This window comes from Halorubrum orientale, from assembly GCF_059623105.1.
Genome location: NZ_JBSPSR010000015.1, coordinates 1 through 24,080, shown reverse-complemented (window position 1 = coordinate 24,080; position 24,080 = coordinate 1). Strand labels below are relative to the sequence as shown.

The window sequence follows — 24,080 nt, the reverse complement described above, 5'->3', positions numbered from 1 at the left end:
CAAGTTGGTGCCGGGTTGACAGCGGGCCGTCACGGACGGGGCGTTCGGTGGGTCGAGCGAAGCGGAACGTTAATGAGTAAATCGTACCCACCTCTCGGTGAGATGCTCTCGCCGCTGGTCATCGACACGTTCCTGCTCGATTATCACCTCGGGCACGTCCTGTTGCTCACCTTCGTCCTCTCGCTGCTCGGCACACTCCCGCTGAAGTCGCGGAAGGTGATCGCCGCGGTGGTTATCACCTTCGGCGTGATATTCACGATCTCGCCGTTCTCTACGATGCCGGCGACGTACATCCTCTTCGGCATCGGGCTCGTGGTCGTTGGCCCGCTGTTGTGGACGACCGCCGACTCGTGATCTGACCACACGACGACCTGACGCTGCAGGCAGTCAAGCGACCACCCCACCGCCGGCGGCGATCCCGCTCCTTTTTCACGCCCGAGAGTTACGCCTCCGCATGGTTACGGTACGGGCACCCGCCACTAGCGCCAACCTCGGGAGCGGCTTCGACGTCTTCGGGGCGGCGCTCTCGCGACCCGCCGACGTCGTCACCGTCGAGCGGGCCGACCGAACGACGATCGAGGTGACGGGGGTCGGCGCCCAGTACATCCCGGAAGACCCTGACGGCAACACCGTCGGGGCCGTCGTCGAGGCGCTCGACGCCCCGGCGCACATCCACATCGACAAGGGCGTCAGGCCGGCCTCGGGGCTCGGGTCGTCGGCAGCCAGCGCCGCCGCGGCCGCCGTCGCGCTCAACCGACTCTACGATCGCGGGCACTCGAGAGAGGCGCTTGTGCCGATAGCTGCAGAGGGTGAGGCCGTCGTCTCGGGCGTCGCCCACGCGGACAACGTCGCCCCCGCCCTGCTCGGTGGCTTCACCGTCACGACCGCCGACGGCACCCACAGCGTCGACGCGTCGATTCCACTCGTCGTGTGCCTGCCAGACGTCGCCGTCTCGACCCGAGACGCCCGGCGTGTCGTCCCCGAGACCGCGTCGATGGAAGCGTTCGTCGCAACCGTCGGCAACGCGGCCACGCTCACGGTCGGAATGTGTCGGTCCGACCCGGAGCTCGTCGGGACGGGGATGGCTGACCCGGTGGTGACACCTGAGCGCGCGGCGCTTATTACCGGCTACGAGGCGGTCCACGACGCTGCGCTTGCGGCTGGCGCGACCGGTGTCACGGTGAGCGGCGCCGGGCCGGCCATCGTCGCCGCCTGCCGCCCCGGGAGTCGCCAGGCGATCGCGGCCGCGATGCTCGACGCCTTCGGTGACGCTGGCGTCAACGCACGCGCCTACCAGACAGAGATCGGCCGCGGGGCGACTATCATCGACGGGTGAGACGGTCGTGGCTGGATTTTGTCGCTGGCCGTATCAGACGATCCAGACGGTTGTGCTGAAAAACGTGAAGAATATGCGCTTCGACCGACTTAGACGCCGCGACCCTGCAGCATCTCCGCTTCTTCCATGTCGGCGTTCGACTGGCCTTTCATCCCCTTGCCGCTGCCGCTCGCGATGCGGGCGAGCGCCTCGGAGTCGTCCCAGTTGTTGACGGCCTCGACGATGGAGGTGCCCATCGCTTCAGGGTCCTCGGCGCCGAAGACACCGGAGCCGACGAAGATGCCGTCACAACCGTGGTACATCATGAGGGCGGCGTCTGCGGGCGTCGCGATGCCGCCGGCCGCGAAGTTGACCACCGGAAGCCGGCCGGCCTCGGCGGTCTCGTGTGCGAGGTCGCGGGGGGCACCATGTTCGCGGGCCCACTTCTCACGCTCCTCGTGGTTGAGGCCTGTGAGCGTCCGAATCTGATTTTTGATCGTGCGCTGGTGTTTGACCGCCTGGTTGACGTCGCCGGTGCCGGCTTCGCCTTTCGTGCGGATCATCGCCGCGCCCTCGTGGATCCGGCGGAGCGCCTCGGGGAGGTTCCGCGCACCACAGACGAACGGTGACGTGAAGTCGCGCTTGTCGGTGTGGTACTCGTCGTCAGCAGGGGTGAGCACCTCGCTCTCGTCGATCATGTCGACGCCGAGCGCCTCCAGGATCTCGGCCTCTTTCCGGTGGCCGATACGCGACTTCCCCATGACGGGAATCGAGACCTCCTCGATGATCCCCGGAACGCGCTCGGGATCGGGCATCCGAGCGACACCGCCGCGCTTGCGGATATCCGCGGGAACGTGCTCGAGCACCATCACGGCGACCGCACCGGCATCCTCGGCGATGCGGGCCTGCTCGCGGTTGACGACGTCCATGATGACCCCGCCTTTTTGCATGCGTGCGAAGCCGCGCTTGATGAGCTCAGTGCCCCGCTTCAGCTCCTCCAGATCCGTTTCCTCTGGCATGTATATTGATACGGGCCCGTTCCACTTAACAGGTCGTTTTCCGGGGGGTATGACGGCGATCGACGCGGTTCGCGGGGTGTGGAGATTGTCGAGAACGCGGTCGGGGTGAACCGGTCGGTGACAGCGGCCCGGCCGCGGCCCGGCCGCGGCCGCTGTCTGAGCCGGCGATCAGTCAGAGAGGCGGTCGTACGCGCGGTTCAGTCGCTTGAATGCCTCCTCGTCGCCGGTCTCTGCGTCGGGGTGAAGCCGTTTGGCGCGGTCGCGGTACGCGGCGCGAACGGCGTCTGCGTCGGCGGTCGGGTCGAGGTCGAGCGTGGCGTACGCCTCGCGTTCAGACATCCCGGTCGTTCGCGGGGCGCGATCTCGGGGGTCGCCAGTACCGGCGGTCCCAGCCCACCGACTTCCGGTTCGGCCGCCTGTGGTTGCCCCGCGCGCCCCGGACCCGGCTGTGCCGGCCGTTCGGTAGGCGTCGCGGCGGTTCTCCGCGGCTCGTGCGCGCTGGCGGGCGCGCTCCCGCTCTGTTGGGCCCAATCGGTCTGCCTCGCGGTGGATCTGTGCTTGGAGCCGGCCGCTGGCGTGGTACCATAGCAAGTAGGCCGCGGCCCCAATTGGCACGGCGACCGCGAGGAGGATCGGATTCACGACGACGCCGGCGACGACGAGCAGGGCCGTGAGCCCCGCGAATGTCGCGGCCATCCCGACGATGATCGTGCGGTTCGACACGGTCGTAGTGGGGCGTGGATGACTGTAAGCGTCTCGGGTGTCAGCGCCTCAGATGCGTGTCAAAAGTGAGTCCAACGACCACAGCTCATACGAGTGCAGAGCGAAAATATCACTGACAGAGAGGCTACTCGGCGGTCGCAACGACGGCGATGGTCGTGCAGACGGTGAGCGTCACCCGGCCAGCGGATGGAGGCATACGGTGTCAGCCTATGCCATACAATATCCGCGGATGGATGCGTGCACAGCCGATCGGAGCAGTCCTCTAAACCCCGTGTCGTTTATATTTGCGGCCGCCCCGGATGCGTGTATGTCACCGTCGGATCGAGCCGCGGTCACGGGGGTCCCACCCGGGATCGCCACGGCGCGAGCGTCGCTCACGCCGATGCTCTCGCAGTACGCCGACCTGTGTGCCGCCCACGAGGACGCCCTCGTGTTGTTCCAGGTCGGTGACTTCTACGAGGCGTTCTGTGAGGCGGCTGAGACGGTCGCCCGCGTCTGTGAGGTAACGCTCACCGAACGATCCGACTCGACTGGGACCTACCCGATGGCGGGGATCCCGATCGACGCCGCCGCGTCGTACCTCGAGTCGTTGCTCGAGGCCGACTACCGGGTCGCCCTCGCCGACCAAGTCGAAGACGCCGCGGCGACGAGCGGCCTCGTCGACCGCGCAGTGACTGAGGTACTCACCCCCGGGACCGCCGTCGACGACGAGTTAGTCGAGTCGGGCACGACGACGTATGTCGGAGCGGTCGCGTGTGAGAGAGTCGGCGATGATGCCGACAGCGACGACAGCGGCAGCGACACCCACACCGACGATCGGGCCGCCCCGACGCTCGGGCTGGCGGTCGTCGACGTCACCACCGGGGAGTGTCTCGTCACCGATGGCGACCCCACGACGGTGACCGAGGAGGTCGCCCGACTCGCCCCCGCCGAGCTGATCGTCGGCCCCGGGCTCGACACAGAGCCGAACGCGGAAGGGGTGAGCTCGGACACAACTGGATCGACCGACGGTGAACCGTCTGGCCCTAATCCGACCAGCACCGACCCGACCAGCACCGAACCGGGTGTATCACCGACGATGGCGGAGCCGCTCGCCATCGGCGACTTCGACCCGCGCGCCGGCGATCCCGACCGGGCGATCCATCGACACGACCCGACCGTCTTCGGGCGGGATGCCGCTGTCGAGCGGCTCGCGCCCTACGGCGGGGCCCTCGAGCGTCGACTCGAGACCGACGCGGCACTCCGGGCGGCGGGTGCGGTGTTGGCCTACGCCGAGTACACGCAGGGTGATGACGGTCCGCTCGAGTACGTCTCACGGGTCCGGCGGTACGAGCCGGACGCGCGCCTCCGGCTCGACGCGGCGGCCCAGCGCAGCCTCGAACTGTTCGAGAACCGCGGGCTCGGCGCGAGCGACACGGTGTTCGAGACGCTCGACGAGACGAGCTGTGCGCTCGGACGGCGGTGTCTCGAGCGGTGGCTCAGGCGGCCGCTCGTCGACGCCGACGCGATCCGGTCGCGACACGACGCGGTCGACGCGCTCGTCGACCGCCCACTCGTGCGAACGGCAGTCGCCGATACCCTCTCGACCGCCTATGATCTCGAGCGCCTCGTCGCGCGGGTCTCTCGCGGGCGAGCCGACGCCAGAGACCTCCGGTCGCTTCACGCCACGCTGGCGGTCGTCCCAGACCTGCGGGCGGTGTTGGCTGTGTCGCCCGACGGCGACGGCGGCCCGAGAGACGCTGGTGACGCAGCTACCGACACGGATGACCCCGAGTCGTCGGCGACCGCTGGCCCGCGAACCGCGCATCTCCAGGACCTTCGCGAGCGGCTCGACGAGCTCGTCGAGGTCCGGGACCTGATCGCCGAGGCAATCGTTGCCGACCCCCCACAGGAGGTGACAGACGGTGGGGTGATCCGCGACGAATTCGACGCGGACCTCGACGAGCTCCGGGCGACGGCACGGGCCGGCCGCGAGTGGATCGCCGACCTCGAGGCTCGCGAGCGCGAGCGAACCGGTATCGACTCGCTGTCGGTCGGCCACACCGAGGTGCACGGCTACTACATCGAGGTGACCGACGCGAACCGCGACCGGGTGCCGGACGACTACCGGCGCCGCCAGACGCTCAAGAACAGCGAGCGCTACGTCACCCCCGGGTTACAAGAGCGCGAGGAGTCGATCCTCGGTGCAACCGCCCGTGCCGATGCCCGCGAGTACGAGCTGTTCGTCGACGTTCGCGAGCGGGTCGCCGCCGAGACCGAGCGTATTCAGGCGCTCGCCCGGGCGCTGGCCGAACTCGACGCGCTGACGTCACTCGCAACGGTCGCCGTCGAGGCCGACTACGTTCGTCCAGAGCTGCGTGCGGATGCCGGCGCGGGCATCGAGATCGACGGCGGGCGACACCCGGTCGTCGAACGGACGACCGCGGAGTTCGTCCCGAACGACGCCACGCTGTCGCGCGGGGCGGTCGCAGTGATCACAGGCCCGAACATGAGCGGCAAGTCGACGTACATGCGACAGGTCGCACTCACAGTCGTGCTCGCGCAGGTCGGATCGTTCGTCCCGGCGCAGGCGGCACGGCTGCCGGTCGTACGCGGCGTGTTCACGCGGGTTGGCGCCTCTGACGACATCGCCGGCGGAGAGTCGACGTTCATGCGTGAGATGCGTGAGCTCACCGAGATTCTCCACGACGCCGGGCCGGACTCGCTGGTCTTACTCGACGAGGTCGGGCGCGGCACCGCGACGACGGATGGGCGGGCTATCGCGCAGGCGGCTGTAGAGTTCATTCACGACGAGCTCGGCGCGACCACGTTGTTTGCGACCCACTACCACGACCTCACTGCGCTGGCGGAGACACATGAGCGCGTCACCACGCTCCACTTCACCGCGACCCGCGAGGACGGCGACGTGACGTTCCTCCATCGGGTCGTCCCGGGAGCGGCTTCAGCGTCGTACGGCGTCGAGGTCGCCGAGCTCGCCGGTGTGCCGCGCTCAGTCGTTGAGCGCTCGCGCGAGCTGGTGGAGACGAGCGACCTCGACGATGCTAGCAACATCGGCGATGCTGGCGGCGTCAGTGATGCTGGTGACGTCGGCGATAGCGGGAACGCACCAAGCGGATCCGACGGGGCGGCCGCCACGGGATTGCCAGCCGAGGTGGCGGCAACGCTCCGCGACCTCAACCTCGCACGCACGACGCCAATGGCGGCGTTAAACACGCTCCACGAGCTCAAACAGCGGGTCGACGATGCCGAGTGAATCACCCGAGGGCGCCCGCAGAGCCGATGGGGAGCCCCACAGAAACGACGGCCAGCCAGGGGGACGCGTCCGACGACTCGAACAGGCCACCGTCGATCGGATCGCCGCAGGCGAGGTAATAACCAGACCGGCCCGGGTCGTCGCCGAACTCGTCGACAACGCGCTCGATGCGGGCGCATCACGGATCACGGTCGCAGTCGACGGCGACGGAACCGATCGGATCCGAGTCGCCGACGACGGCCACGGGCTGTCCCGTGCAGACGCACGACTCGCGGTAAAGCGTCACGCGACGAGCAAGCTCGCACCGGACGGTGACCCCGTCGGCGTCGACTCGTTCGGATTTCGGGGAGAGGCCCTGGCTGCGGTCGCAGACGCGGGAACGCTCAAACTCACGACGTCCGATGGCGACGGAGTCGGCACCCGCGTTGTGGTTGGGCCGGGAAACGAGGCGGACCCGAGCGTGAGCGATGCGGGCCGAGGACGTGGGACGACCGTGGTCGTGCGAGACCTGTTCGCGAGTCGGCCGGCCCGCCGTGAGTCGCTGGCAGGGACGCGTGCCGAGTTCGACCGGATCACGGCGCGAGTGATCGACTACGCGCTCGCGAATCCGACGGTTGGGTTCACGCTCGAACACGACGGATCACAGACGCTATCGACGCCTGGAACCGGCGTGACGGCCGCGCTCCTCGGGGTGTACGACCGCGAGACGGCGAGCCAATCGACGACGGTCGAAGCCCGGGTCGACACGCAATCACACGGCGGTCAGTCGCACGACCATTTTCTACCCAGTGACCGCGAGACGGACGAGGACGGATCACCGCCCGTGACGGTCGCCGGCGCGCTCGCGTATCCGGCCATCACCCGGGCGTCGAACGACCACATCCGGATTGCAGTGAACGGACGACCGGTCCGTGACGATCAACTCGTCGGTGCGGTGCGTGCGGGATACGGGCGGCTGCTTCCGGACGGCCGCGAGCCGGTCGCCGCGGTAACCGTTCGCGTGCCGCCGGCACGGGTCGACCCGAACATCCACCCAGCCAAGCGCGAGGTCGGGTTACGGGACGCACCGGCGGTGACCGAGGCCGTCGAGTCAGTCGTCACGGACGCGCTCACCGGAGCAGACCTCAGGCGTCGCGCCGACGTCGCCACCGACCTCGACACCGCCCTCGAACCAGTCGGTGAGGCAGACGGAACGTCGTCAGCGTTCGCCGACGCAACGCCGATCGGGACGTTCGCCGAGCTGTACGCGCTCGTCGAGGCGGGCGACGAGCTCCTCGTCCTCGATACACACGCCGCTCACGAGCGGGTGAACTACGAGCGGCTCGCGCGTGCTTTCGAGGGCGAGGCCGTTCCAACCGCAACGCTCGACCCGCCGGCGACCGTCTCGCTGTCGGCCGACGAGGCGGCCGCCGCAACGACACACGCGACGACGCTCTCGCGGCTCGGCTTCGAGACGGCGTCGTTCGGTGGCGGCACGCGCCGTGTGTCGGCGGTTTCGGCCCCGTTCGGTCGGGCGGCGGCCCCCGAGTCGATACGAGATGTCTTGGGCGCACTCACCGACGGAAGGTCGCCGCGTGACGCCCGCGAGGCGCTGCTGGCTGATCTCGCGTGTCACCCGTCGCTGAAGCGGGGCGACGCGATCGACCGCAGCGACGTCGACGCGCTCCTCGACCGCTTAGGTGAGTGTGAACGGCCGTACGCGTGCCCACACGGTCGGCCGACGGTGCTCTCGGTGCCGGAAACGACGCTCGCGGACGCCTTCGATCGAGAGCGGTGAGCGACCTCCTCCCGGCCGCTCCGGAACGGTTTTGAGTCGCTCGCGCGTTCGATGTGGTCGTGCCGCTGGAGTCGAATACACGCGTCGTGAGCGAACTTGCCAGCCGTGGCTACAACGCCGAGCGCGAGGCTGTGACGCTTCTCGCAGGCGCCACCGACCCCGCGGCGGCGCTCGAGGCGGTGGTCGAGCACGCCGCCGACGATGCGCTTCGGATCACGACCGAAGACGTTCGGGCGGTGCTCGCCACGGAGCCCGTCCGAGACGCCGCCGTCGAGGGGGGTGAGCGGACCGAATCTCCACTCGAAACGGAGGGGTCACCAAGCGGGCGAGCGTCGGCGACCGGTCGTGCTGGTGGCGCCGCAGCCGGTAGAGATGCCCGGCGCGAGGGTGATGGCACGCCTCAAAGCGATCGCGACCCGTCGCGTCGGGAGCTCTCTGTCGGCAACGACATGACCGGTCAGAGCACGGGGACTGGCGAGTACGCCGACTTCGTGCGGACGTTCCGGGACCGGTACGAGCGGCTCTCGACGATGCTCCGGGGGCGGGTGAACCACCGGCCGGCAGAGGCGATCGCGTCGATGGCCGGCGGCAGCGACGCCGCGATGATCGGGTTGGTGAACGACGTCCGGTCGACGCGGTCGGGCCACTGGCTGGTCGAGCTCGAAGACAGCACGGGGACGTTTCCCGCGCTGGTGATGAAAGACAAGGGGCTCGCCGACGTCGTCGACGAGATTCTCTTAGACGAGTGTCTCGCCGTTCAAGGGACGCTCGCCGACGACGCCGGGATCCTCTTTGCGGACGCGCTCCACTTCCCGGACGTTCCACGGACGCGAACGAGCGGTCGAGCCGACAGACACGTCCAGGCGGCGCTGATCTCAGACATCCACGTCGGAAGCCAGGAGTTCATGGCCGACGCGTGGAGCCGCTTCACCGACTGGCTTCACACCCCAGAGGCCGCGCCGGTCGAGTACCTCCTCATTGCCGGCGACATGGTCGAGGGCGTCGGTGTGTACCCGAACCAAGACGAGGAGCTCGACGTCGTCGACATCTACGAGCAGTACGAGCTGTTCGCAGAGTATCTCAAAGAGGTGCCGGGAGACACCGAGATCGTGATGATTCCGGGCAACCACGACGCCGTGCGACTTGCCGAGCCACAGCCCGGCTTCGACGAGGAGATCCGGTCGATTATGGACGTCCACGACGCACAGATCGTCTCGAACCCGGCGACCGTCTCCGTCGAAGGCGTCGAGGTGTTGATGTACCACGGCGTCTCTTTAGACGAGGTGATAGCCGAGCTCCCCGAACAGAAGGCGAGCTACGACGAGCCACATCGCGCGATGTACCAACTCCTGAAAAAACGACACGTCGCGCCGCAGTTCGGCGGGCACACGCGGGTCGCCCCGGAGTCGCGTGACTACCTCGTGATCGACTCCGTGCCGGACGTCTTTCACACCGGTCACGTACACAAGCTCGGGTGGGGGAAGTACCACGGCGTGTTGGCGGTCAACTCGGGGTGCTGGCAGGCGCAGACCGACTTCCAGCGTTCGGTGAACATCTCGCCTGATGCGGGGTACGCCCCAATTCTAGACCTCGACACGTTGGAGATGACCGTGCGGAAGTTCAGTTGAGCCGACCGAGCGGTTATATACGATACCGCGGCCACCACCGCTGTGCGTTGAGAGCCGACCGCGGTGAACACGGCGGGAGTGCGACGCACCGCCGCGGGAGAGGGTGGTCTGCGTCGCCTGTTCGCCACGAGGACCTGTGAGAGACGACGCAGCGGAGGGGTCGCGCCACGTCGAAGCCGGGCGCTCGTGTGCGTCGGCTGAGAGCGCGTGGCCGACACGACTGCGTGACATCTGGGCACCAATTACTGCGACACCCTCCTCAATGCGCCTGTGACGGTAACGCTGTGACCACCACGACTCCGTGACATACTGACACCACGTTCCGCCACACCCTCCCCCAATACGCCTGTGACGGTAATGCTGTGACCACGACGACTCCGTGACACCCGGACACCAATGACCGCCACACCCTCCCCCAATACGCCTGTGACGGTAATGCTGTGACCACGACGACTCCGTGACACCCGGACACCAATGACCGCCACACCCTCCCCAGCCGATTCACTCGTCGCCCACGGGCGACTCGCTCATCCCTCGCACGCGCTCGTGGACACGCTATCGCGGTCCACGAGGCGCGCGCCACCGCGGTGGGTTAGAGATGATAGCGTGGAGTTGCGGAGAATCGAGGAGAAAGCCTCGCGCTTCGGCGCGAGGAGGATGTCAATCGATCTCGACTCGGCCGCTCGTCGCGTCGTTGAGTCGTTCGACGAGCGCGTCGACCGCGGGGACCGGCACCCGTAGATCGAATTGAACGCGCGCGTCGTACGTGGCCTCGAAGGAGACGTCCGCAGACTCGATGACACCGCGAACCGTGCCCGAATCGTCGTAGTCGGTTCGCACGACAAGGTGGTGGTGTGGGTGTTCTTCGACGATTTCGGCGGCCTCAAGCGCGTCAGCGACGGCACGACCGTACGCCCGCGCGAGGCCGCCGACACCGAGGTTCGTCCCACCGTAGTACCGCACCACCGCACAGACGACCCGCTCCACGTCGCGCTGTTGGAGGACGTTAAGCGCCGGGTTTCCCGCCGACCCACTCGGCTCACCGTCGTCGTCGGCGTACTCCCGGAGAAACGTGGTCGACGTCGGCGATTGCGAGGAGGTGTCGGCCGCTGGCACACGATAGGCGGGGACGACGTGCGTCGCGTCGGGGAACTGCGTCGCGACGGCGTCGACGAACGCCTCCGCCTCGGCAACGCTGTCAGCGGCGTCGACGTGACCAAGGAACCGAGAACCACGTACCTCGAACGCCGTCGTTGCGTGCGCTGCAACCGTCCGGTAGGTGTCGCTCACGGACAGTTTATCGAGACGAAACGGCTAGTCGATGTCGGTCGGTGTCTCACCCTCCAGTTCAGCGTCACGTTTGCGTGCCATGACGACTGCGGTCGGCGGTGCCAAGCGGTAGAGAGCGACGAACGCGGCCGTTCCGACGATTTCGGCCGCAGCAGCGACGATCGCGAGCGGTTCGATGATAAACGCGGTGAGCGCGGTACCCCCGTGCCACACGCCGTATCCCGCGAGGAGCCCGAGGAGCGTACCGGCACCGAGCGCGTAGAGCCGGCGGTACTCGTCGGCCCGGAGCGTCGCGGCCGCGATGAGAACGGTGACGACGGCTGCGAGGACGAACACGTACGGCCGGGCGTCTGCCGGTGCCGCGAGCCGCGGCCACGCCCAAAGCAGGTGAGCGGCTGCACTCACCACCGCCGCCTGTGCAGCGGTGATACGGAGCACGCGTTTACCGAGCGCGTCACGCGGCGCGAACGGGCCATCATCCGTGTGCGGAGCACGTTCTACTGGCGAGTGGTCCTCGCGCATCGGTCACTCCCAAGGGTGTCGTCCAGGGGCATCCGGCCACAGCGGATACCAATACGACTCGTCGGATTCGACCGTGAGTTCGCCGTCGAGGACGGACTGAAGTGAGAACTCGGTCCGCTGATCGCGGTCGCTCGTTCCCCGAGGGGCGAACGGATAGTACGCCCCCCGTCGGAACGAATAGACCCAATACGCGGGGCCGTCCGCGTCGACGAAGCCGAAGACGGCTGCGAGGAGCCGCGAACCGAACCCGGCCTCAATGAACTGGTCGGCCGCAAAGTGGATACTGGTCACGAGGTCTTCGGGGTCATCGTCCTCTAAGACGAACCAGTGGTAGCCGTACTCGTCGGCGTGTCTGTGAAAGCCAGTTCCGGTCTCAAGTTCACCTGCTGTGAGGATTTCTTCGACCGTGGAAACGGCGTCGTCGAAACGGGTGCTGTCGACGTCGGAGAAACAAAGCGCCGCCTCGTCGGCGTGGTCATAGCCGAGGTCTGCCTCCATCGTCACGTACGCTGTCGACATCCCGAAGAGGTCCTCGGGGTCGGCTGCACGGGTTGCATCGGTCTCGGCGCTGGTTCCGAGGACCGACCGGATCGTATCGAAGATACCCATCTGTTGGCATCGCTATGCGCCGCGGGGATTAGGGCGTTTCCACGTGGCGTGCCTGCGGTGACGTCGGATGCTGTCTTCGGTGCGTACCGCTCATTCGGACTCGGTGGCCCTGTCGTCGAGGAACTGCAACACACCACGGGTGTTGAGACTCGCGTCGGCTCGTCTGCGCTCCGGGTTCCAGAAGTCGTGGTCGGCGCTTGCGGCCTCAAAGTGCTCGATGACGGCCTCATCCGAGGGGAGCGCCTCCCGCGCCGAGCGAACGGCTTCGACCCACTCGACGTACGCGCGCTTTGCCGCCCCGAGTATCGACGGGTCGTACGCCCGGGGACCGAAGTGGGCGAAACACAACAACTCGGGCTCCAGCTCAGCAACCTGTTCGATGTCGCGGAGACACTGGTCGAGATCGAACTGCGGCGGCGGTGTGGTCTGTCTGACGGTGTCAATCGCGGGGACGTAGATGCCGGCGGCGTCGGCGGGGAAGACGACACCCGCGTCGGAGTCGTGAAACACTGCGTGATGGGGTGCGTGGCCGGGTGCCTCGTGGACGACCAGCTCGCGGTCGCCAAGGTCGACGCGGTCGCCGTTAGAAAGCCCCGCAATACGATCCTCCGGGACGGGACGCGGGTCGGCGTAGTGGCGCCACTGATCGCGCACGGCGGCCTTCGTGCCAGCGACAAGGGCCGCAGGATCGACGAGGTGTCGGACGCCACGGTCGGGAATACGGACCGCCGCATTCGGGTACCGCTCGGCGAGGTATCCCGCACCGCCGGCGTGATCGAGGTGGGCGTGCGTCGGGAGGATCCACGCGAGATCTGTGGGACCGATGCCGATCGCAGAGAGCGTGTCGAAGAGCGCCACCCGGTTCGCGCCGGTGCCGGTGTCGATCACGGCCGGTCGCTCAGTGTCGTACACGTACACGGACCCGTGCTCGTCGGTGTCGAACATCCCCGTGTCGTGAACGTAGAGGTCGGGGACACCGCGGACGGGTTCAAACTCGCCGGCGTTCATACCGGACTCACGAGACCGGGTTGCTTGTACCGTCCGGTCGCGCGCCGACGGCCAGCCGGGGCTGGGCGGCGCGCAGCGGGCGGGAGCTTATGTTCCTTCCAGCCGTCTCACCGATCATGCGTGTGCTCGTCACTGGCGCGACAGGATTCGTCGGGAGCCGGCTCGTTCCGGAGCTACTCGACCGGGGCCACGAGGTCGTCGCGCTCGTGCGCGACGCCGAGGGCTATCGACCGCCGGCGGGTGTCCACGTTGTAGAGGGCGATCTGCTGGAGCCCGAGACCCTGCCGCCGGCGTTTCGAATCGACGGTTCGGTCGTCGATGCGGCGTACTACCTCGTTCACTCGATAGAGGGCGGCCCCGGCTACGAGGAGCGCGACAGGAACTGCGCACGTAATTTTGCCACAGCTGCGTCTGATGCGGGGCTTGGGCGTGTCGTGTACCTCGGTGGGCTCGGTGAGGACCGCGAGGAGCTCTCAGAGCACCTCCGCTCGCGCCGCGAGGTCGAGCGGCTACTCGGGGAGGGGTCGTACGCACTCACGACACTGCGCGCTGCGATCGTCATCGGCGAGGGTAGTGCGAGCTTCGGGGTGATCCGCGGGCTCGCAAGTCGGCTGCCGGTGATGGTGACACCGAAGTGGGTCGACACGCTGTGTCAGCCCATCGCGATCAACGATGTGGTGGCGTACCTCGCTGGGGTGCTCGAAGTACCCGAGACGGCCGGTGAAACCTACGAGGTCGGTGGGCCGGAGGTGTTCACCTACGCCGAGATACTCCGACGGACTCGCCAGCAGTTCGGTCATAGGCTTCGTATCATCCGTGTGCCGGTGTTGAGCCCCGGACTCTCGGCACGATGGCTGCGGCTCGTCACCGACGTTGACCCGTACCTCGCGCGGTCGCTGGTTGAGGGACTTCGAAACACCGTTATCGTTGAAGACGACCGAATTCGCGACCTCGTCCCTGTAGACGAGACGTCGTTCGATCTCGCGGTCGCCAGGGCCATCGACGAGGCAAACGCGAACGGCGAGAGTGTGCCCGCGGATGTTGCAGGCGATGGGGAACAGACGGACGAGACGGCTGTGTCCGAGGGTGCGTCGACCGAGGGGCGGTCGGCGTGAGTCGGAGCTACGGCGAGACCTGGGTGTACGAGAGTCTCGTCGGCGGGATACCTGGGTTGAGCGTTCCGCGGTCGCTTGCGGTTGCGATCCAGTTCGTCCTCTTTGAGGTCGGCGTACTCGTGCTCGGCTGGTACTATGGCCTATGGGACGCAGTGCTCGCTGGAACCGCTGCGGTGGCCGTTGCGGCGGTCGGCAGCGTCGAGATGCACCGACTCGGCGCGAAAAACCGGTTGTTATCGACCCCGCCGTCACACAAGCGGCTCCTGTTCGGAACGAGTATTGAGATCGTGTTGGGCGTGCTCGCATTTATCGCACTCTTGACGTACCTGATCGCCGTAGAAGGGACGTTGTTGACACAGCTGTTCGGCGCCAACCCACCGGTCCCGGTGGTGTACCTGACGCTGCTCATTCTCTGGGATCTCACCTATCGGATCGGCACGTCATGGTGGAGCGCGGTCGTCGCACTCTGGCGGGCCGTCCACCTCACGCTTCCAACTGACGAGGCCAAAAGCGCACGGCGACTCGACGCGGAAAACATCGGATTTTCGGTGTTACAACTCGCGTTAGTGCCGTTCTTGCTCAACGAGCCGATTCTGCTTGGTGCGGTCGTCGGGCATGTACTCGCGGTCGCGGTCGTGTGCTCAACAGCGATACTGTTGACGCGCCCCTAGCGCATGGGTGCCGGCCAGGTTACGCTCCGCTACTGGCCCTGCATTTCTTGAAATTTGTCGAGGAGTGCCTCCGCGGAGTCGCCCGAATCGTACGTGAGCGACCCAGAGTACTCCGGCCGCTCGGCGTCAAAGTCGGCGTCGACAACGCCAGTCTTCTGTTCACGACGCTCGTGTTCTGCTTCATCATAGGCACCCATTGACATGGTACACACTCACTTAGACAGAGTCACACATATACTTATCGGCGTCTGAACGCTACACGTTGGCGGAGACGGCGGGGTCGACGCCTGTCCACAAATCGGCCCACCGGAAGCGATTAACCCAGCTAGCGGGTACAGCCTGTGTGGCACAACCGCTGCGATTCAGGCGTTCGCCCGGCCGGTGGGACAAGAACCGGGTACGGACGCAGATCGAGCGGCCGCTTGATCAGAACCTCGGTGCTGCCGCCGGCGACCCGTGGTACGCGTCCCCGCCCGGCTTCGGGGCCCGCCGGTTCGACATGGATGACGGCTCATGGGCGCTGTTCTGTTGGAGCGACGAGGATCCCCGGCCGCCGGACGGTGCGGGCGGCGGACCCGTTGGCTACTGGCTCGGGAATACGGAGACGCCGAGCGCGCTTTGGCGGACAGACAAGTACGGCTTCGATGCGGTTCCATACCCAGTTTCGAGATGGGCACAGCGGGAGCTATTGGCCGGGCTTCACGACGACGACCCATGGCTCGCCGATTACCCGCACGTCTCGTGGTTCTTCCTTCCGGTGTTCTGTTCGAAAGACGGTGCGGCGACGACCCGGGCGTTCTTTCGAGACCACGCAGCCGGCTTTCCGGACGCGACCCGCAAAGAGGGAACAGGCTACGTCGAGCGGGTGTTACACCCGGGCATCCTCGATGGGTATCGCGAGACGATGGCCGGAAAGCTCGGCACGTCGACGTCGATGGACCTCGTCCGGATGAGCGCGACGATCGGGGAGTTCACCGCGGCGAAGTTGCTCACGGACGCGGAGTACGCGATCACCCCCGAGGCCGCGGTGACCACCGGACACTCGCTCGACTATCGAGCAGCCGACCCCGTGACCGGCGAGGCCTGGCTCGCCGAGGTGACACGACCACAGCCAGTGTCAACGCGGTCGGCAAGCGGCCCCGTCGCTGCCGTTCGCGACACGGTCGAGACGAAGACGAGCGGGCAGCTCTCAGCACATGGCGGCGGAGCGACCCTGCTCGTCGACTGTTCGTCGTTCCCGGCAGACGACTGGGCGGCGGTTAAGGCCGCGAAGCCGGACGTCGGACATCGGCCAGCCATCGTGCTTCGGGCGCGGCCGAGCGGACGGATCGAAGCGTATCAGAAGGGGTCGGTGCCGCTCGCGTTTGATGACGCTCTCGAGTGGGTCTGAGCGGGACGCTGCAGGCGCGCAAGGCGTTCTCTGTGACTCTCCGCAAATTTGGTTGCGTCTCGGTGCGAGGTCTGTCAGAACGGCCGGGCCCGTCTCAGAACGAGACCGGGTCGGGGCCCTCTTGGCCGGTGGTCGGGTCGCGGTCCGAGTAGAACCGCCGGCCGACGTCTCGGTGACAGACACCGGCACGGAGCGTATCGAAGACCTCCTCGGGTGCGTCGAACGTCTGATCGCCGAACCGCTCAAGCACGTCCCCGATCCGCTCGGAACCGTCGGCGAGTTCTACGGTCGCGTTGCCGTGTGCCGCGATGAGTTCTTCGGAGGTTGTCGGGAACTGGTGCCGCTCGATCCGATCGTCGACGCCATTCAAACGCATCAACTGCTGTGATGTGCCGGATGTACTTAATGATTGTTCATGTAGAACCTTAGTCTAAGGGGATGTCGTAATATGCCATATTACCACACGGTGCGTGTCAGATCAAATCACGGACTGCGGGCACAGGATCTGGCTATCAGTCCATCACCCGAGCACATTAGCTACTCGAACTCCTAGCCGGGAACGATGCCCACCGCACGGTCACCGACCAACGCGACACCGGCGACGGACGAGCCGATCGTCGCTGACCTTCACACGCACACGACGATCTCCGACGGCACGCTCTCGATTGAGGCAGTGCCAGAGGCGGCACAGGAGGCGGGCCTCGCGTGGGTGGCAGTCACCGACCACGACCGAATTCATCCCGGTATCGACGCACCAGTCGTGAACAGGGACGGGGTGCGGCTCGTCCGTGGGATCGAACTCCGCGTTGACGCGGGGCCAGAACGGCTTGATCTACTCGGGTACGCCGTCGAGCACACCCCACGGCTCAACGCCGAAATAGTGCGGCTGCAAGCCGACCGCCGGGAGCGCGGCGCTGCGATCGTCGACCAAGTCGAAGACCGGCTGGATGTCGATCTCGACGTCGAAGTCGAATCCGGAATCGGTCGACCGCACATTGCCCGGGCGATAGCCGATTCCAGCGCCCCGTACGACTACGAGATGGCCTTTACCGACCTGATCGGTGACGGATGCCAGTGTTACGTCCCGCGGTCAGTAACCGACCTCGAGACGGGTGTCGAGTTGCTCCAGGAGGCGTGTGCGTTCGTCGGACTCGCACACCCGTTCCGGTACGACGACGTCGACGCGGCACTGGCGGTCGCACGCGACCTCGACGCGGTCGAGCGTTGGTATCCGTACGGTCGATCGGTCGACACCAATCGGATCGACCAGGTCGTAGAGTCGGCTCCACTGTTGGCGACCGGCGGAAGCGACGCCCACGGACGGACCCTCGGCGCCGCGGGGGTGACCGAATCCAACTTCAAGCCGATCCGCGAGCGACTCCCCAAGCCTCAGTGACGTCGGGTGAGTGAGCAGGAGGTCACCGCCCCAACGTCCGGTGAATTGCGTCGCGAGGAACAGGGTTATTGCTCGGAGCGACCCAAACAACCGTATGCAGTGTCACTACTGCGACCGCGAGGCGGCCTACGAGACCGAACACGACGGGGTCGTCGTCGGCCTCTGTGATGAGCACTTCCGCGAACAGGTGGACGCGCTGGCCGACGACGATGGGTTGGCGGCGCTGCGCGACCGACTCAACGTCGAGTCGCGCGAGTAGCCAGCGGCGATACGACGGCGGTTTCTCCGGGCACGGGGGCCACAGACGACCGCGTGAGCCGAACGAATGGTAAAAGTTCGTTGGGGTCGAATCGTGTTTATGTTTCCGACCGACCGGCCACGGCGGCTTCGAACCGACGCGTTCCGTCCGCTCGTCAGCGAGTCGTCGCTGTCGGCGTCCGACCTCGTTGCGCCCGTTTTCGTCGACGCGACGACGGACGAGCGGGTCCCCATCGAGTCGATGCCTGGTCACGAGCGTGTGCCGGTCAACGAGGCGGCCGCCCGCGTCGAGACGGTCTGTGAGACGGGTGTCGAAGCGGTGATGTTGTTCGGCGTGCCCGCGTCGAAGGATCCCGAGGGGAGCCGTGCATACGCCGACGACGGCGTCGTCCAACGGGCGATCCGACGAATAACAGCAGAAACCAACGCGACCGTGATTGGCGACGTTTGTCTGTGTGAGTACACCGATCACGGCCACTGTGGCGTGCTCGAGTCAGACGCTGAGGCAGCCCCAACACTCACTGTTCGCAACGACGAGACGCTCAAGCTGCTGGCGGAGACGGCCGTCTCACAGGCCGCAGCGGGTGCATCGATGGTTGCTCCCTCGGCGATGGCGGACGGGCAGGTCGCTGCGATCCGCGAGGCGCTCGACGAGGCAGGTCACCGAGATGTCGGGATACTGAGCTACGCGGTTAAGTACGAGTCGAGCTTCTACGGGCCGTTTCGCGACGCTGCTGACGGGGCGCCGGCGTTCGGCGACCGGCGACACTACCAGATGGACCCGGCGAACCGCCGAGAGGCGCTGCGCGAGGCCCGGATCGACGTCGAGGAGGGAGCCGACGTACTGCTTGTAAAACCAGGCTTACCGTACCTCGACGTGCTCGCCGACGTGCGGCGGGAGTTCGACCGGCCCGTCGCCGCGTACAACGTCTCCGGCGAGTACGCGATGCTTCACGCGGCCGCAGAGAAGGGGTGGCTTGATCTTGAGGCGACCGCTCACGAGTCGTTGCTCTCCCTGAAACGGGCGGGCGCCGACCTCATCGTGACGTACTTCGCCGAGGACCTCGCCGAGCGTCTCTAGCGGCGGTTCTCTGCTCGGGCGCTCGGTTATACTACCTGCTCGCCGTCGTCATCGTACAGCGCGATCGCATCGACGGGGCAGGCACGCGCCGCGAACTCCGCGTCGAGCTCCTCGCCTTCAGGGACGTCGACAACGAAGACGTCCGTCTCCGGTTCCTCGCTGTCGACGAGATCGGCTTTCCCGTCGTTCAGATTCTTTTCGAAAGCGTCCCACTCGGCGACGCACTGGTACATGCCAATACACGTGTCGCGGTCGAACTCGACGTACATACCCGTCGTTCAGCCACGAGATACAAAGCCGTGACGGGTGACACATCTCGTGGCGAGCCATCGGACCCCTGCTGTTTTATTTGATGGAGGCCCCACCAACCGACGATGACGGAGGTCTGGCTCGTCGACAGACAGTTCGACTCGAAGGGACTGGTGCGGCTGACGTACGCGACCCTAGACGGCGAACGCGTCCACACCACGGAGGTATCCGAGCGGCGGCTGATGATGGGCGACGGCGTCGCTGCTGGGCGGGACGCCGACGCAAGTGCGCTCGGAGAGACGCCCACAGATTTGGTTGAGCGGTTCGCGACGGAAGCCACCCGGATGGCCGCCGAACACGACCGCGACGAGACGGTCTAGCAGTGCAGCAGACTCGTCGCCGGCGATCGGTCCCACGTGGCTCACCTCCGAACCTTCAAACGGTTTAAATCCGATCGGGGGCGAACAATGTAGTAATGGAACCGACCGCGCTCTCCGGACTGCCGTCGGGCGTCGGCGAGGCGCTCGAAACCGAGGGTGTCGAGACGCTCTACCCGCCGCAGGCGGCGGCTGTCGAGGCCGGCATCCTCAACGGTGAGAGTCTCGTCGCCGCGGTGCCGACCGCCTCCGGGAAGACCCTCATCGCCGAGCTCGCGATGCTGTCGGCGGTCGAACGCGGCGGCATGGCGCTATACATCGTGCCGCTTCGTGCGCTCGCCAGCGAGAAGAAGACCGAGTTCGAACGCTGGGAGGACCACGGCGTCACCGTCGGCGTTTCGACAGGAAACTACAGCTCCGACGGCGAGTGGCTCGCGAGCCGCGACATCGTCGTCGCCACGAGCGAGAAAGTCGATTCGCTGATCCGCAACGGGGCGCCGTGGATCGACGATCTGTCCTGTGTGGTGAGCGACGAGGTCCACCTCGTCGACGACGGGAATCGAGGACCGACGCTTGAGGTTACCCTCGCGAAGCTCCGTCGCGTGAATCCGAACCTTCAGACGGTTGCACTATCGGCGACGGTCGGCAACGCAGCGACTATCGCTGACTGGCTCGACGCGGCGCTCGTCGAGTCAGAGTGGCGCCCAATAGCGCTCCACACGGGCGTCCACTACGGTAACGCGATTGACTTCGACGACGGGAGCAAACGCGAGGTGCGTGTCGACCGCGGCGAGGATACTACCGCTCGACTCGTCGCGGACGCGCTCGACACCGAAGCAGACGGCCGTGGCGGCTCCTCGCTCGTGTTCGTCAACTCCCGACGAAACGCCGAGTCAGCCGCCCGGACGCTGGCTGACGTAACTCGTGAGCGACTGACGGCCGACGAGCGCGACCGACTCCGTGAGTTGGCTGAGACGGTCCGAGAAGCCTCCGACGCCGACACCGCAAGCGACCTCGCCGACGTCGTCGAGCGAGGGGCTGCGTTCCACCACGCTGGGCTCGCGGCGTCGAACCGGGCAGCGATTGAGGACGCGTTTCGAGACCGATTGATCAAAGCCGTCTCGGCGACGCCAACGCTCGCTGCCGGCGTCAACACCCCGGCACGGCGGGTAGTGGTTCGCGACTGGCGGCGGTACGACGGCGAGTTTGGCGGGATGAAGCCGCTCGACGTGCTCGAGGTCCACCAGATGTGTGGGCGCGCCGGTCGACCGGGACTCGATCCGTACGGCGAGGCGGTGTTACTCGCGAACGACGCCGACACGAAACAGGAGCTGTTCGAGCGTTACGTCTGGGCAGAGCCGGAGCCAGTGCGATCGAAGCTCGCCGCCGAGCCCGCACTCCGGACACACGTGCTCGCGACCGTTGCCTCCGGGTTCGCCTCCACGCGACGAGGACTCCTCGATTTCCTCGATAACACCCTCTATGCCACCCAAACCGACGACGAACGACGGCTTACCGCGGTGACCGACGCCGTACTCGAGTACCTCGAGGCAAACGGCTTTCTTGAACGCGACCGCTCAAACGGGACCGAGACGCTCGCCGCGACGGGAATCGGTCACACCGTCTCTCGACTCTACTTGGATCCGATGAGCGCCGCGACGCTCCTCGACGGGCTCCGCGAGGCCTGTGCAATCGACGACAGCGACGAGCCAAGTGCATACGAACGATCCAGCACGTCGGCAGAAGACGGGATGCCCGACTTCGGAACGTACAGCCGGGTCGACGAGGCAAGCGGCGAGGACAACGCGGGTGACCATGGCGAGACAAGCGACGAAAAGACGCCGATCGATGGGATTCCACCCACCGTCGACCTCTCGGCGCTCGGGCTGTACCATCTCGTGAGCCGAACGCCGGACACCTACGAGCTCTATCTCAAGTCGGGTGATCGCGAGCGGTACACCGAGGTGTGTTACGAGCGCGAAGACGAGCTGATCGGGTCGACGCCATCGGAGTACGAGGACGTCCGGTTCGAAGACTGGCTCGCGGCGCTCAAGACGGGGCGGCTGCTCGAAGATTGGACCGAAGAGGTTGACGAAGACCGGATCGCCGAGCGGTACGGGGTCGGGCCAGGCGACATCCGCGGGAAAGTCGAGACCGCAGAGTGGCTGTTGCGCGCCGCCGAGACGCTCGCTGCCGATGTCGACGCGATCGACGGCGATGCCGTGCTCGCGGTACGACGCGCCCGCAAGCGGGTCGAGTACGGCGTGCGTGAACAGCTGCTGGATCTCGCCGGCGTCCGGACTGTCGGACGAAAGCGCGCCAGGCGGCTCTTTGAGGCTGGAATCGAGACGCGCGCCGACCTCCGTGAAGCCGACAAGAGTGTCGTGCTCGGCGCGCTTCGTGGCCGTGAGCGAACCGCAGAACGGGTGCTTGAGCACGCCGGGCGAGAAGACCCGTCGATGGACGACGTTGACGCCGACCACACCGCGGCCGCAGCAGCGACCGCTGGGAGCAGCGACGGAGACGGCGACGGACAGGCCAGTTTGGGTGATTTCCGATGACCCGAGACGACCCGGCGGCCGACACCCCGAACGGGTGGGTCACCCCAGAGACGCGTCTCGTCGAGGGGCGGGTCGGTATTGAGGACCTCGACGCGTTCCTTAGCGATATCAAAGCGATTGGTGCGGAGACCGGCGCGGTCGTACAGGCGGTCGACGCCGACCGGATCGTCGATGGCGACCATCTCCGGCTCGCGACGCGACTGGCCGCTCGGGCGGTTGCACGCGGTGAGGCGGTCGCACGCGACCCGGCAGTAGAAGTGCTGTTGTACGCGGCCGGCCGGCGGCAGATCGACCAGGCGCTCGCACTCGGCGTTGAGGCGGGCGAAAAGCGAGTGGGATTCGTCGTCGCCGACTTTGGAGACGTGCCTGGCGCGGCCCAACCAAGCGCGTCCCTCGAGGCAGCCGTGGAGGCAGTCGAACAGCTGTGTGAGCCGGCGCAGGTGCTCGGGACCTGCGATGAGGCAGCCGTGCGGTCGTACTACGAGATCACCGATAGGGAGCTCAAAGCGGTCGCGGGAGATCTCTCGGCGCTCGTCCGTGAGCGGGTGGCGTTACTCGACGTCGAAAAGTGATCATCGATACCCCCTTGTTTCAGATGGAAACCGCTAGACTGCAGCCGGACACTCCCTCCACACGAAAGATCACAGGATGACTCGTGATGGATCACGATGGGGGTCACAAAACGACCACGAGAGAACGGAAGTAGTCCATCCTGGATTCGAACCAGGGTCGAAGCCCCCAGAAGGCTTCAGGATTGGCCACTACCCCAATGGACTATGTGCATCATTGGTACAGCACCCGAGTTTGTAAGCGTTGCGCGTCGCCCCGCTCCATGTAACTAAGTGACACACATCGTGATGCCTCGTCGGTGACGTCAGCACGAAGGCCGACCCGAGCTCAACGACGAAGGTTAGCCCACCCATGGATCGATCGACGTGTTTTAGCCGGTACGTTGTCCACCAACGTGTATGTACATCGGACGGTTTGTCGTCGTCGGGCCGGGAATTGGCGCGTATCGAGTCTCTTCACGGTCATTTCCGAACCGACGGGTCACCAAGCGCGACGGAACCCTGACTGTCGAGCCGACGCCAGACGCACCGGCCACCGACAATCCGTACGTCTCGTACAACTGTGCTCGCGCCGTCTCAGCGCCGACTGGCGAGCAGCTCGCAGTCCTCGGTAACGGCTCACACGTGGATCCGATCGCAGAGAAGCTCGAGCGGGGATACCCGGCTCGAGACGCGCTCGCGAGCCCACTACTGGCGCTCGACTTCGAGAAGGACGACTATGACACCCCGCGCGTGGCCGGTGTCGTCGGCGCCGAAACCGCGACGATCGGGACCGTCAGACACGACGCGCTGCTCGTCGAAACGGTCGAGGATCCGACCATGGTCGCGACGTACGAGACTGACACTCCAGCGCGGTACGACCTAGCCGCGAGCGACGCAGCGGCCGCCGCGAGCGAAGTGCTTGGAGCCGACTTCGAGCATCCCGTCTGTGCGGCAGGCGCAACCGTCGACAGCGACGGCGTCTCGCTCGCGGTCGATAACGACAAGTAAACTACCCTACCCTACTTCGCTCACCCCATACGGGGTTCGCTCGTTGAGGGTTGGGCTTTGATGTGGACTCCCGGTAATCAGTCGCCAGCAATAGGCTGGTGACCCTCACTGTTCAGCGCCCCACCATTTATACGCACGTCTACTTGTGCGTCTCCGCTCTCCGACTTGGGCGAGGAACGGAGTCTGTGTGTCCGCTTTCGAGCGTACCGGACCCCGATATTCTTCGCGGCGTTGTAGTCTGCGTTTACTTCGTACCCACACTTCTGGCACTCAAAGTGT

At 66.3% G+C, this 24,080-nt stretch carries 25 protein-coding genes and 1 tRNA gene; 15 read left to right on the top strand and 11 right to left on the bottom strand.

All coding sequences use genetic code 11. From position 1 onward, the window contains the following. Positions 1 to 102 precede the first annotated feature (102 nt). Positions 103 to 354: a DUF8006 family protein gene (locus ACWUI7_RS13365; RefSeq protein ID WP_496642709.1), complete on the top strand. Its 252-nt coding sequence runs from the start codon at positions 103 to 105 to the stop codon at positions 352 to 354. A gap of 100 nt (positions 355 to 454) precedes the next feature. After that, positions 455 to 1,336 (top strand): homoserine kinase, encoded by an 882-nt coding sequence (locus tag ACWUI7_RS13360; RefSeq protein ID WP_496642701.1) that lies wholly within the window; start codon positions 455 to 457, stop codon positions 1,334 to 1,336. 89 nt (positions 1,337 to 1,425) lie between these two features. Here ACWUI7_RS13360 and pdxS read toward each other — a convergent pair whose 3' ends face one another. Together pdxS and ACWUI7_RS13350 are read right to left on the bottom strand one after the other, a co-directional pair. Beyond that, entirely contained in the window at positions 1,426 to 2,334 is a 909-nt protein-coding gene (gene pdxS, locus ACWUI7_RS13355; protein WP_496642700.1) for a pyridoxal 5'-phosphate synthase lyase subunit PdxS, read from the bottom strand. A 168-nt stretch (positions 2,335 to 2,502) separates the two neighbouring features. After that, positions 2,503 to 3,057 (bottom strand): J domain-containing protein, encoded by a 555-nt coding sequence (locus ACWUI7_RS13350; RefSeq protein ID WP_496642699.1) that lies wholly within the window; start codon positions 3,055 to 3,057, stop codon positions 2,503 to 2,505. Positions 3,058 to 3,364: 307 nt separating this feature from the next. On the opposite strand from ACWUI7_RS13350, the gene mutS reads away from it, so the two are divergent. The 3 genes from mutS to ACWUI7_RS13335 are packed head-to-tail and all read left to right on the top strand — an operon-like array spanning position 3,365 to position 9,715. Beyond that, positions 3,365 to 6,310: a DNA mismatch repair protein MutS gene (gene mutS / locus ACWUI7_RS13345; protein ID WP_496642698.1), complete on the top strand. Its 2,946-nt coding sequence runs from the start codon at positions 3,365 to 3,367 to the stop codon at positions 6,308 to 6,310. Next, positions 6,300 to 8,087 (top strand): DNA mismatch repair endonuclease MutL, encoded by a 1,788-nt coding sequence (gene mutL, locus ACWUI7_RS13340; protein ID WP_496642697.1) that lies wholly within the window; start codon positions 6,300 to 6,302, stop codon positions 8,085 to 8,087. The genes mutS and mutL overlap by 11 nt, the downstream gene beginning before the upstream one ends. Before the next feature lie 59 nt (positions 8,088 to 8,146). Continuing rightward, positions 8,147 to 9,715 carry a DNA-directed DNA polymerase II small subunit gene (locus tag ACWUI7_RS13335; RefSeq protein WP_496642696.1) on the top strand — a complete coding sequence of 523 codons (1,569 nt, stop codon included), beginning with the start codon at positions 8,147 to 8,149 and terminating at the stop codon, positions 9,713 to 9,715. Positions 9,716 to 10,375: 660 nt separating this feature from the next. Here ACWUI7_RS13335 and ACWUI7_RS13330 read toward each other — a convergent pair. The 4 genes from ACWUI7_RS13330 to ACWUI7_RS13315 all read right to left on the bottom strand — a co-directional run bounded on the left by ACWUI7_RS13330 (position 10,376) and on the right by ACWUI7_RS13315 (position 13,144). Beyond that, complete coding sequence (locus tag ACWUI7_RS13330; RefSeq protein WP_496642695.1) at positions 10,376 to 11,005, bottom strand: IMPACT family protein; 630 nt, start codon at positions 11,003 to 11,005, stop codon at positions 10,376 to 10,378. A 24-nt stretch (positions 11,006 to 11,029) separates the two neighbouring features. Then, positions 11,030 to 11,527 carry a hypothetical protein gene (locus tag ACWUI7_RS13325; RefSeq protein WP_496642694.1) on the bottom strand — a complete coding sequence of 166 codons (498 nt, stop codon included), beginning with the start codon at positions 11,525 to 11,527 and terminating at the stop codon, positions 11,030 to 11,032. A 3-nt stretch (positions 11,528 to 11,530) separates the two neighbouring features. Next, the gene (pspAB, locus tag ACWUI7_RS13320) at positions 11,531 to 12,136 is read right to left on the bottom strand and encodes a PspA-associated protein PspAB (protein WP_496642693.1); all 606 of its coding nucleotides are present in this window, start codon (positions 12,134 to 12,136) and stop codon (positions 11,531 to 11,533) included. Between the two features lie 90 nt (positions 12,137 to 12,226). Next, a complete protein-coding gene (locus tag ACWUI7_RS13315) occupies positions 12,227 to 13,144 on the bottom strand; it encodes an MBL fold metallo-hydrolase (protein WP_496642692.1) in 918 nt (305 codons plus the stop codon). A gap of 116 nt (positions 13,145 to 13,260) precedes the next feature. Here ACWUI7_RS13315 and ACWUI7_RS13310 point away from each other — a divergent pair, with 116 nt between their 5' ends. Together ACWUI7_RS13310 and ACWUI7_RS13305 are read left to right on the top strand one after the other, a co-directional pair. Then, complete coding sequence (locus ACWUI7_RS13310; RefSeq protein ID WP_496642691.1) at positions 13,261 to 14,259, top strand: NAD(P)H-binding protein; 999 nt, start codon at positions 13,261 to 13,263, stop codon at positions 14,257 to 14,259. After that, the gene (locus ACWUI7_RS13305; RefSeq protein WP_496642690.1) at positions 14,256 to 14,930 is read left to right on the top strand and encodes a DUF7530 family protein; all 675 of its coding nucleotides are present in this window, start codon (positions 14,256 to 14,258) and stop codon (positions 14,928 to 14,930) included. The genes ACWUI7_RS13310 and ACWUI7_RS13305 overlap by 4 nt, the downstream gene beginning before the upstream one ends. Positions 14,931 to 14,959: 29 nt before the next feature. Here the strand turns inward: ACWUI7_RS13305 and ACWUI7_RS13300 are convergent, their stop codons facing one another. After that, entirely contained in the window at positions 14,960 to 15,127 is a 168-nt protein-coding gene (locus ACWUI7_RS13300) for a DUF5786 family protein (RefSeq protein WP_496642689.1), read from the bottom strand. A 146-nt stretch (positions 15,128 to 15,273) separates the two neighbouring features. Between ACWUI7_RS13300 and ACWUI7_RS13295 the strand changes: the two genes are divergently transcribed. Beyond that, entirely contained in the window at positions 15,274 to 16,320 is a 1,047-nt protein-coding gene (locus ACWUI7_RS13295; RefSeq protein ID WP_496642688.1) for a DUF5784 family protein, read from the top strand. Positions 16,321 to 16,414: 94 nt separating this feature from the next. On the opposite strand, the gene ACWUI7_RS13290 is transcribed toward ACWUI7_RS13295, so the two are convergent. After that, entirely contained in the window at positions 16,415 to 16,696 is a 282-nt protein-coding gene (locus ACWUI7_RS13290) for a DUF5789 family protein (RefSeq protein WP_496642687.1), read from the bottom strand. A 186-nt stretch (positions 16,697 to 16,882) separates the two neighbouring features. Here ACWUI7_RS13290 and ACWUI7_RS13285 point away from each other — a divergent pair, with 186 nt between their 5' ends. The 3 genes from ACWUI7_RS13285 (at position 16,883) to hemB (ending at position 19,055) form a co-directional block, all read left to right on the top strand. Further along, positions 16,883 to 17,716, top strand: a complete 834-nt coding sequence (locus ACWUI7_RS13285; protein ID WP_496642686.1) for a PHP domain-containing protein — start codon at positions 16,883 to 16,885, stop codon at positions 17,714 to 17,716. A gap of 94 nt (positions 17,717 to 17,810) precedes the next feature. Then, a complete protein-coding gene (locus tag ACWUI7_RS13280) occupies positions 17,811 to 17,975 on the top strand; it encodes a DUF6757 family protein (protein ID WP_496642685.1) in 165 nt (54 codons plus the stop codon). 99 nt (positions 17,976 to 18,074) lie between these two features. Then, positions 18,075 to 19,055: a porphobilinogen synthase gene (gene hemB, locus ACWUI7_RS13275; protein WP_496642684.1), complete on the top strand. Its 981-nt coding sequence runs from the start codon at positions 18,075 to 18,077 to the stop codon at positions 19,053 to 19,055. A 26-nt stretch (positions 19,056 to 19,081) separates the two neighbouring features. Here the strand turns inward: hemB and ACWUI7_RS13270 are convergent, their stop codons facing one another. After that, positions 19,082 to 19,324: a ferredoxin gene (locus ACWUI7_RS13270; RefSeq protein ID WP_496642683.1), complete on the bottom strand. Its 243-nt coding sequence runs from the start codon at positions 19,322 to 19,324 to the stop codon at positions 19,082 to 19,084. Between the two features lie 105 nt (positions 19,325 to 19,429). Between ACWUI7_RS13270 and ACWUI7_RS13265 the strand changes: the two genes are divergently transcribed. The 3 genes from ACWUI7_RS13265 to cgi121 all read left to right on the top strand — a co-directional run bounded on the left by ACWUI7_RS13265 (position 19,430) and on the right by cgi121 (position 22,814). Next, positions 19,430 to 19,684, top strand: a complete 255-nt coding sequence (locus ACWUI7_RS13265) for a DUF7967 family protein (protein WP_496642682.1) — start codon at positions 19,430 to 19,432, stop codon at positions 19,682 to 19,684. Positions 19,685 to 19,779: 95 nt separating this feature from the next. Continuing rightward, positions 19,780 to 22,242 (top strand): ATP-dependent DNA helicase, encoded by a 2,463-nt coding sequence (locus ACWUI7_RS13260; protein ID WP_496642681.1) that lies wholly within the window; start codon positions 19,780 to 19,782, stop codon positions 22,240 to 22,242. Continuing rightward, positions 22,239 to 22,814, top strand: coding sequence for a KEOPS complex subunit Cgi121 (cgi121, locus tag ACWUI7_RS13255; RefSeq protein WP_496642680.1), 576 nt, complete (start codon positions 22,239 to 22,241; stop codon positions 22,812 to 22,814). Before ACWUI7_RS13260 ends, cgi121 begins: the two co-directional genes overlap by 4 nt. Before the next feature lie 131 nt (positions 22,815 to 22,945). Here cgi121 and ACWUI7_RS13250 read toward each other — a convergent pair. After that, positions 22,946 to 23,018, bottom strand: a tRNA-Gln gene (locus tag ACWUI7_RS13250). Between the two features lie 192 nt (positions 23,019 to 23,210). On the opposite strand from ACWUI7_RS13250, the gene ACWUI7_RS13245 reads away from it, so the two are divergent. After that, on the top strand, positions 23,211 to 23,801 hold the full coding sequence (locus tag ACWUI7_RS13245) for an IMP cyclohydrolase (RefSeq protein ID WP_496642679.1): 591 nt from the start codon (positions 23,211 to 23,213) through the stop codon (positions 23,799 to 23,801). 77 nt (positions 23,802 to 23,878) lie between these two features. On the opposite strand, the gene ACWUI7_RS13240 is transcribed toward ACWUI7_RS13245, so the two are convergent. Next, positions 23,879 to 24,080: zinc ribbon domain-containing protein (locus ACWUI7_RS13240; protein WP_496642678.1), on the bottom strand; the 202-nt coding region annotated here is incomplete at its 5' end.

Bases quoted from the DNA above. Each gene is read 5' to 3' on its own strand.
- ACWUI7_RS13365 (WP_496642709.1), top strand. From the start codon at position 103: ATGCTCTCGCCGCTGGTCATCGACACGTTCCTGCTCGATTATCACCTC.
- ACWUI7_RS13360 (WP_496642701.1), top strand. From the start codon at position 455: ATGGTTACGGTACGGGCACCCGCCACTAGCGCCAACCTCGGGAGCGGC.
- pdxS (WP_496642700.1), bottom strand. From the start codon at position 2,334: ATGCCAGAGGAAACGGATCTGGAGGAGCTGAAGCGGGGCACTGAGCTC.
- mutS (WP_496642698.1), top strand. From the start codon at position 3,365: ATGTCACCGTCGGATCGAGCCGCGGTCACGGGGGTCCCACCCGGGATC.
- mutL (WP_496642697.1), top strand. From the start codon at position 6,300: ATGCCGAGTGAATCACCCGAGGGCGCCCGCAGAGCCGATGGGGAGCCC.
- ACWUI7_RS13325 (WP_496642694.1), bottom strand. From the start codon at position 11,527: ATGCGCGAGGACCACTCGCCAGTAGAACGTGCTCCGCACACGGATGAT.
- pspAB (WP_496642693.1), bottom strand. From the start codon at position 12,136: ATGGGTATCTTCGATACGATCCGGTCGGTCCTCGGAACCAGCGCCGAG.
- ACWUI7_RS13315 (WP_496642692.1), bottom strand. From the start codon at position 13,144: ATGAACGCCGGCGAGTTTGAACCCGTCCGCGGTGTCCCCGACCTCTAC.
- ACWUI7_RS13310 (WP_496642691.1), top strand. From the start codon at position 13,261: ATGCGTGTGCTCGTCACTGGCGCGACAGGATTCGTCGGGAGCCGGCTC.
- ACWUI7_RS13300 (WP_496642689.1), bottom strand. From the start codon at position 15,127: ATGGGTGCCTATGATGAAGCAGAACACGAGCGTCGTGAACAGAAGACT.
- ACWUI7_RS13290 (WP_496642687.1), bottom strand. From the start codon at position 16,696: ATGCGTTTGAATGGCGTCGACGATCGGATCGAGCGGCACCAGTTCCCG.
- ACWUI7_RS13285 (WP_496642686.1), top strand. From the start codon at position 16,883: ATGCCCACCGCACGGTCACCGACCAACGCGACACCGGCGACGGACGAG.
- ACWUI7_RS13280 (WP_496642685.1), top strand. From the start codon at position 17,811: ATGCAGTGTCACTACTGCGACCGCGAGGCGGCCTACGAGACCGAACAC.
- hemB (WP_496642684.1), top strand. From the start codon at position 18,075: ATGTTTCCGACCGACCGGCCACGGCGGCTTCGAACCGACGCGTTCCGT.
- ACWUI7_RS13270 (WP_496642683.1), bottom strand. From the start codon at position 19,324: ATGTACGTCGAGTTCGACCGCGACACGTGTATTGGCATGTACCAGTGC.
- ACWUI7_RS13265 (WP_496642682.1), top strand. From the start codon at position 19,430: ATGACGGAGGTCTGGCTCGTCGACAGACAGTTCGACTCGAAGGGACTG.
- ACWUI7_RS13260 (WP_496642681.1), top strand. From the start codon at position 19,780: ATGGAACCGACCGCGCTCTCCGGACTGCCGTCGGGCGTCGGCGAGGCG.
- cgi121 (WP_496642680.1), top strand. From the start codon at position 22,239: ATGACCCGAGACGACCCGGCGGCCGACACCCCGAACGGGTGGGTCACC.
- ACWUI7_RS13245 (WP_496642679.1), top strand. From the start codon at position 23,211: ATGTACATCGGACGGTTTGTCGTCGTCGGGCCGGGAATTGGCGCGTAT.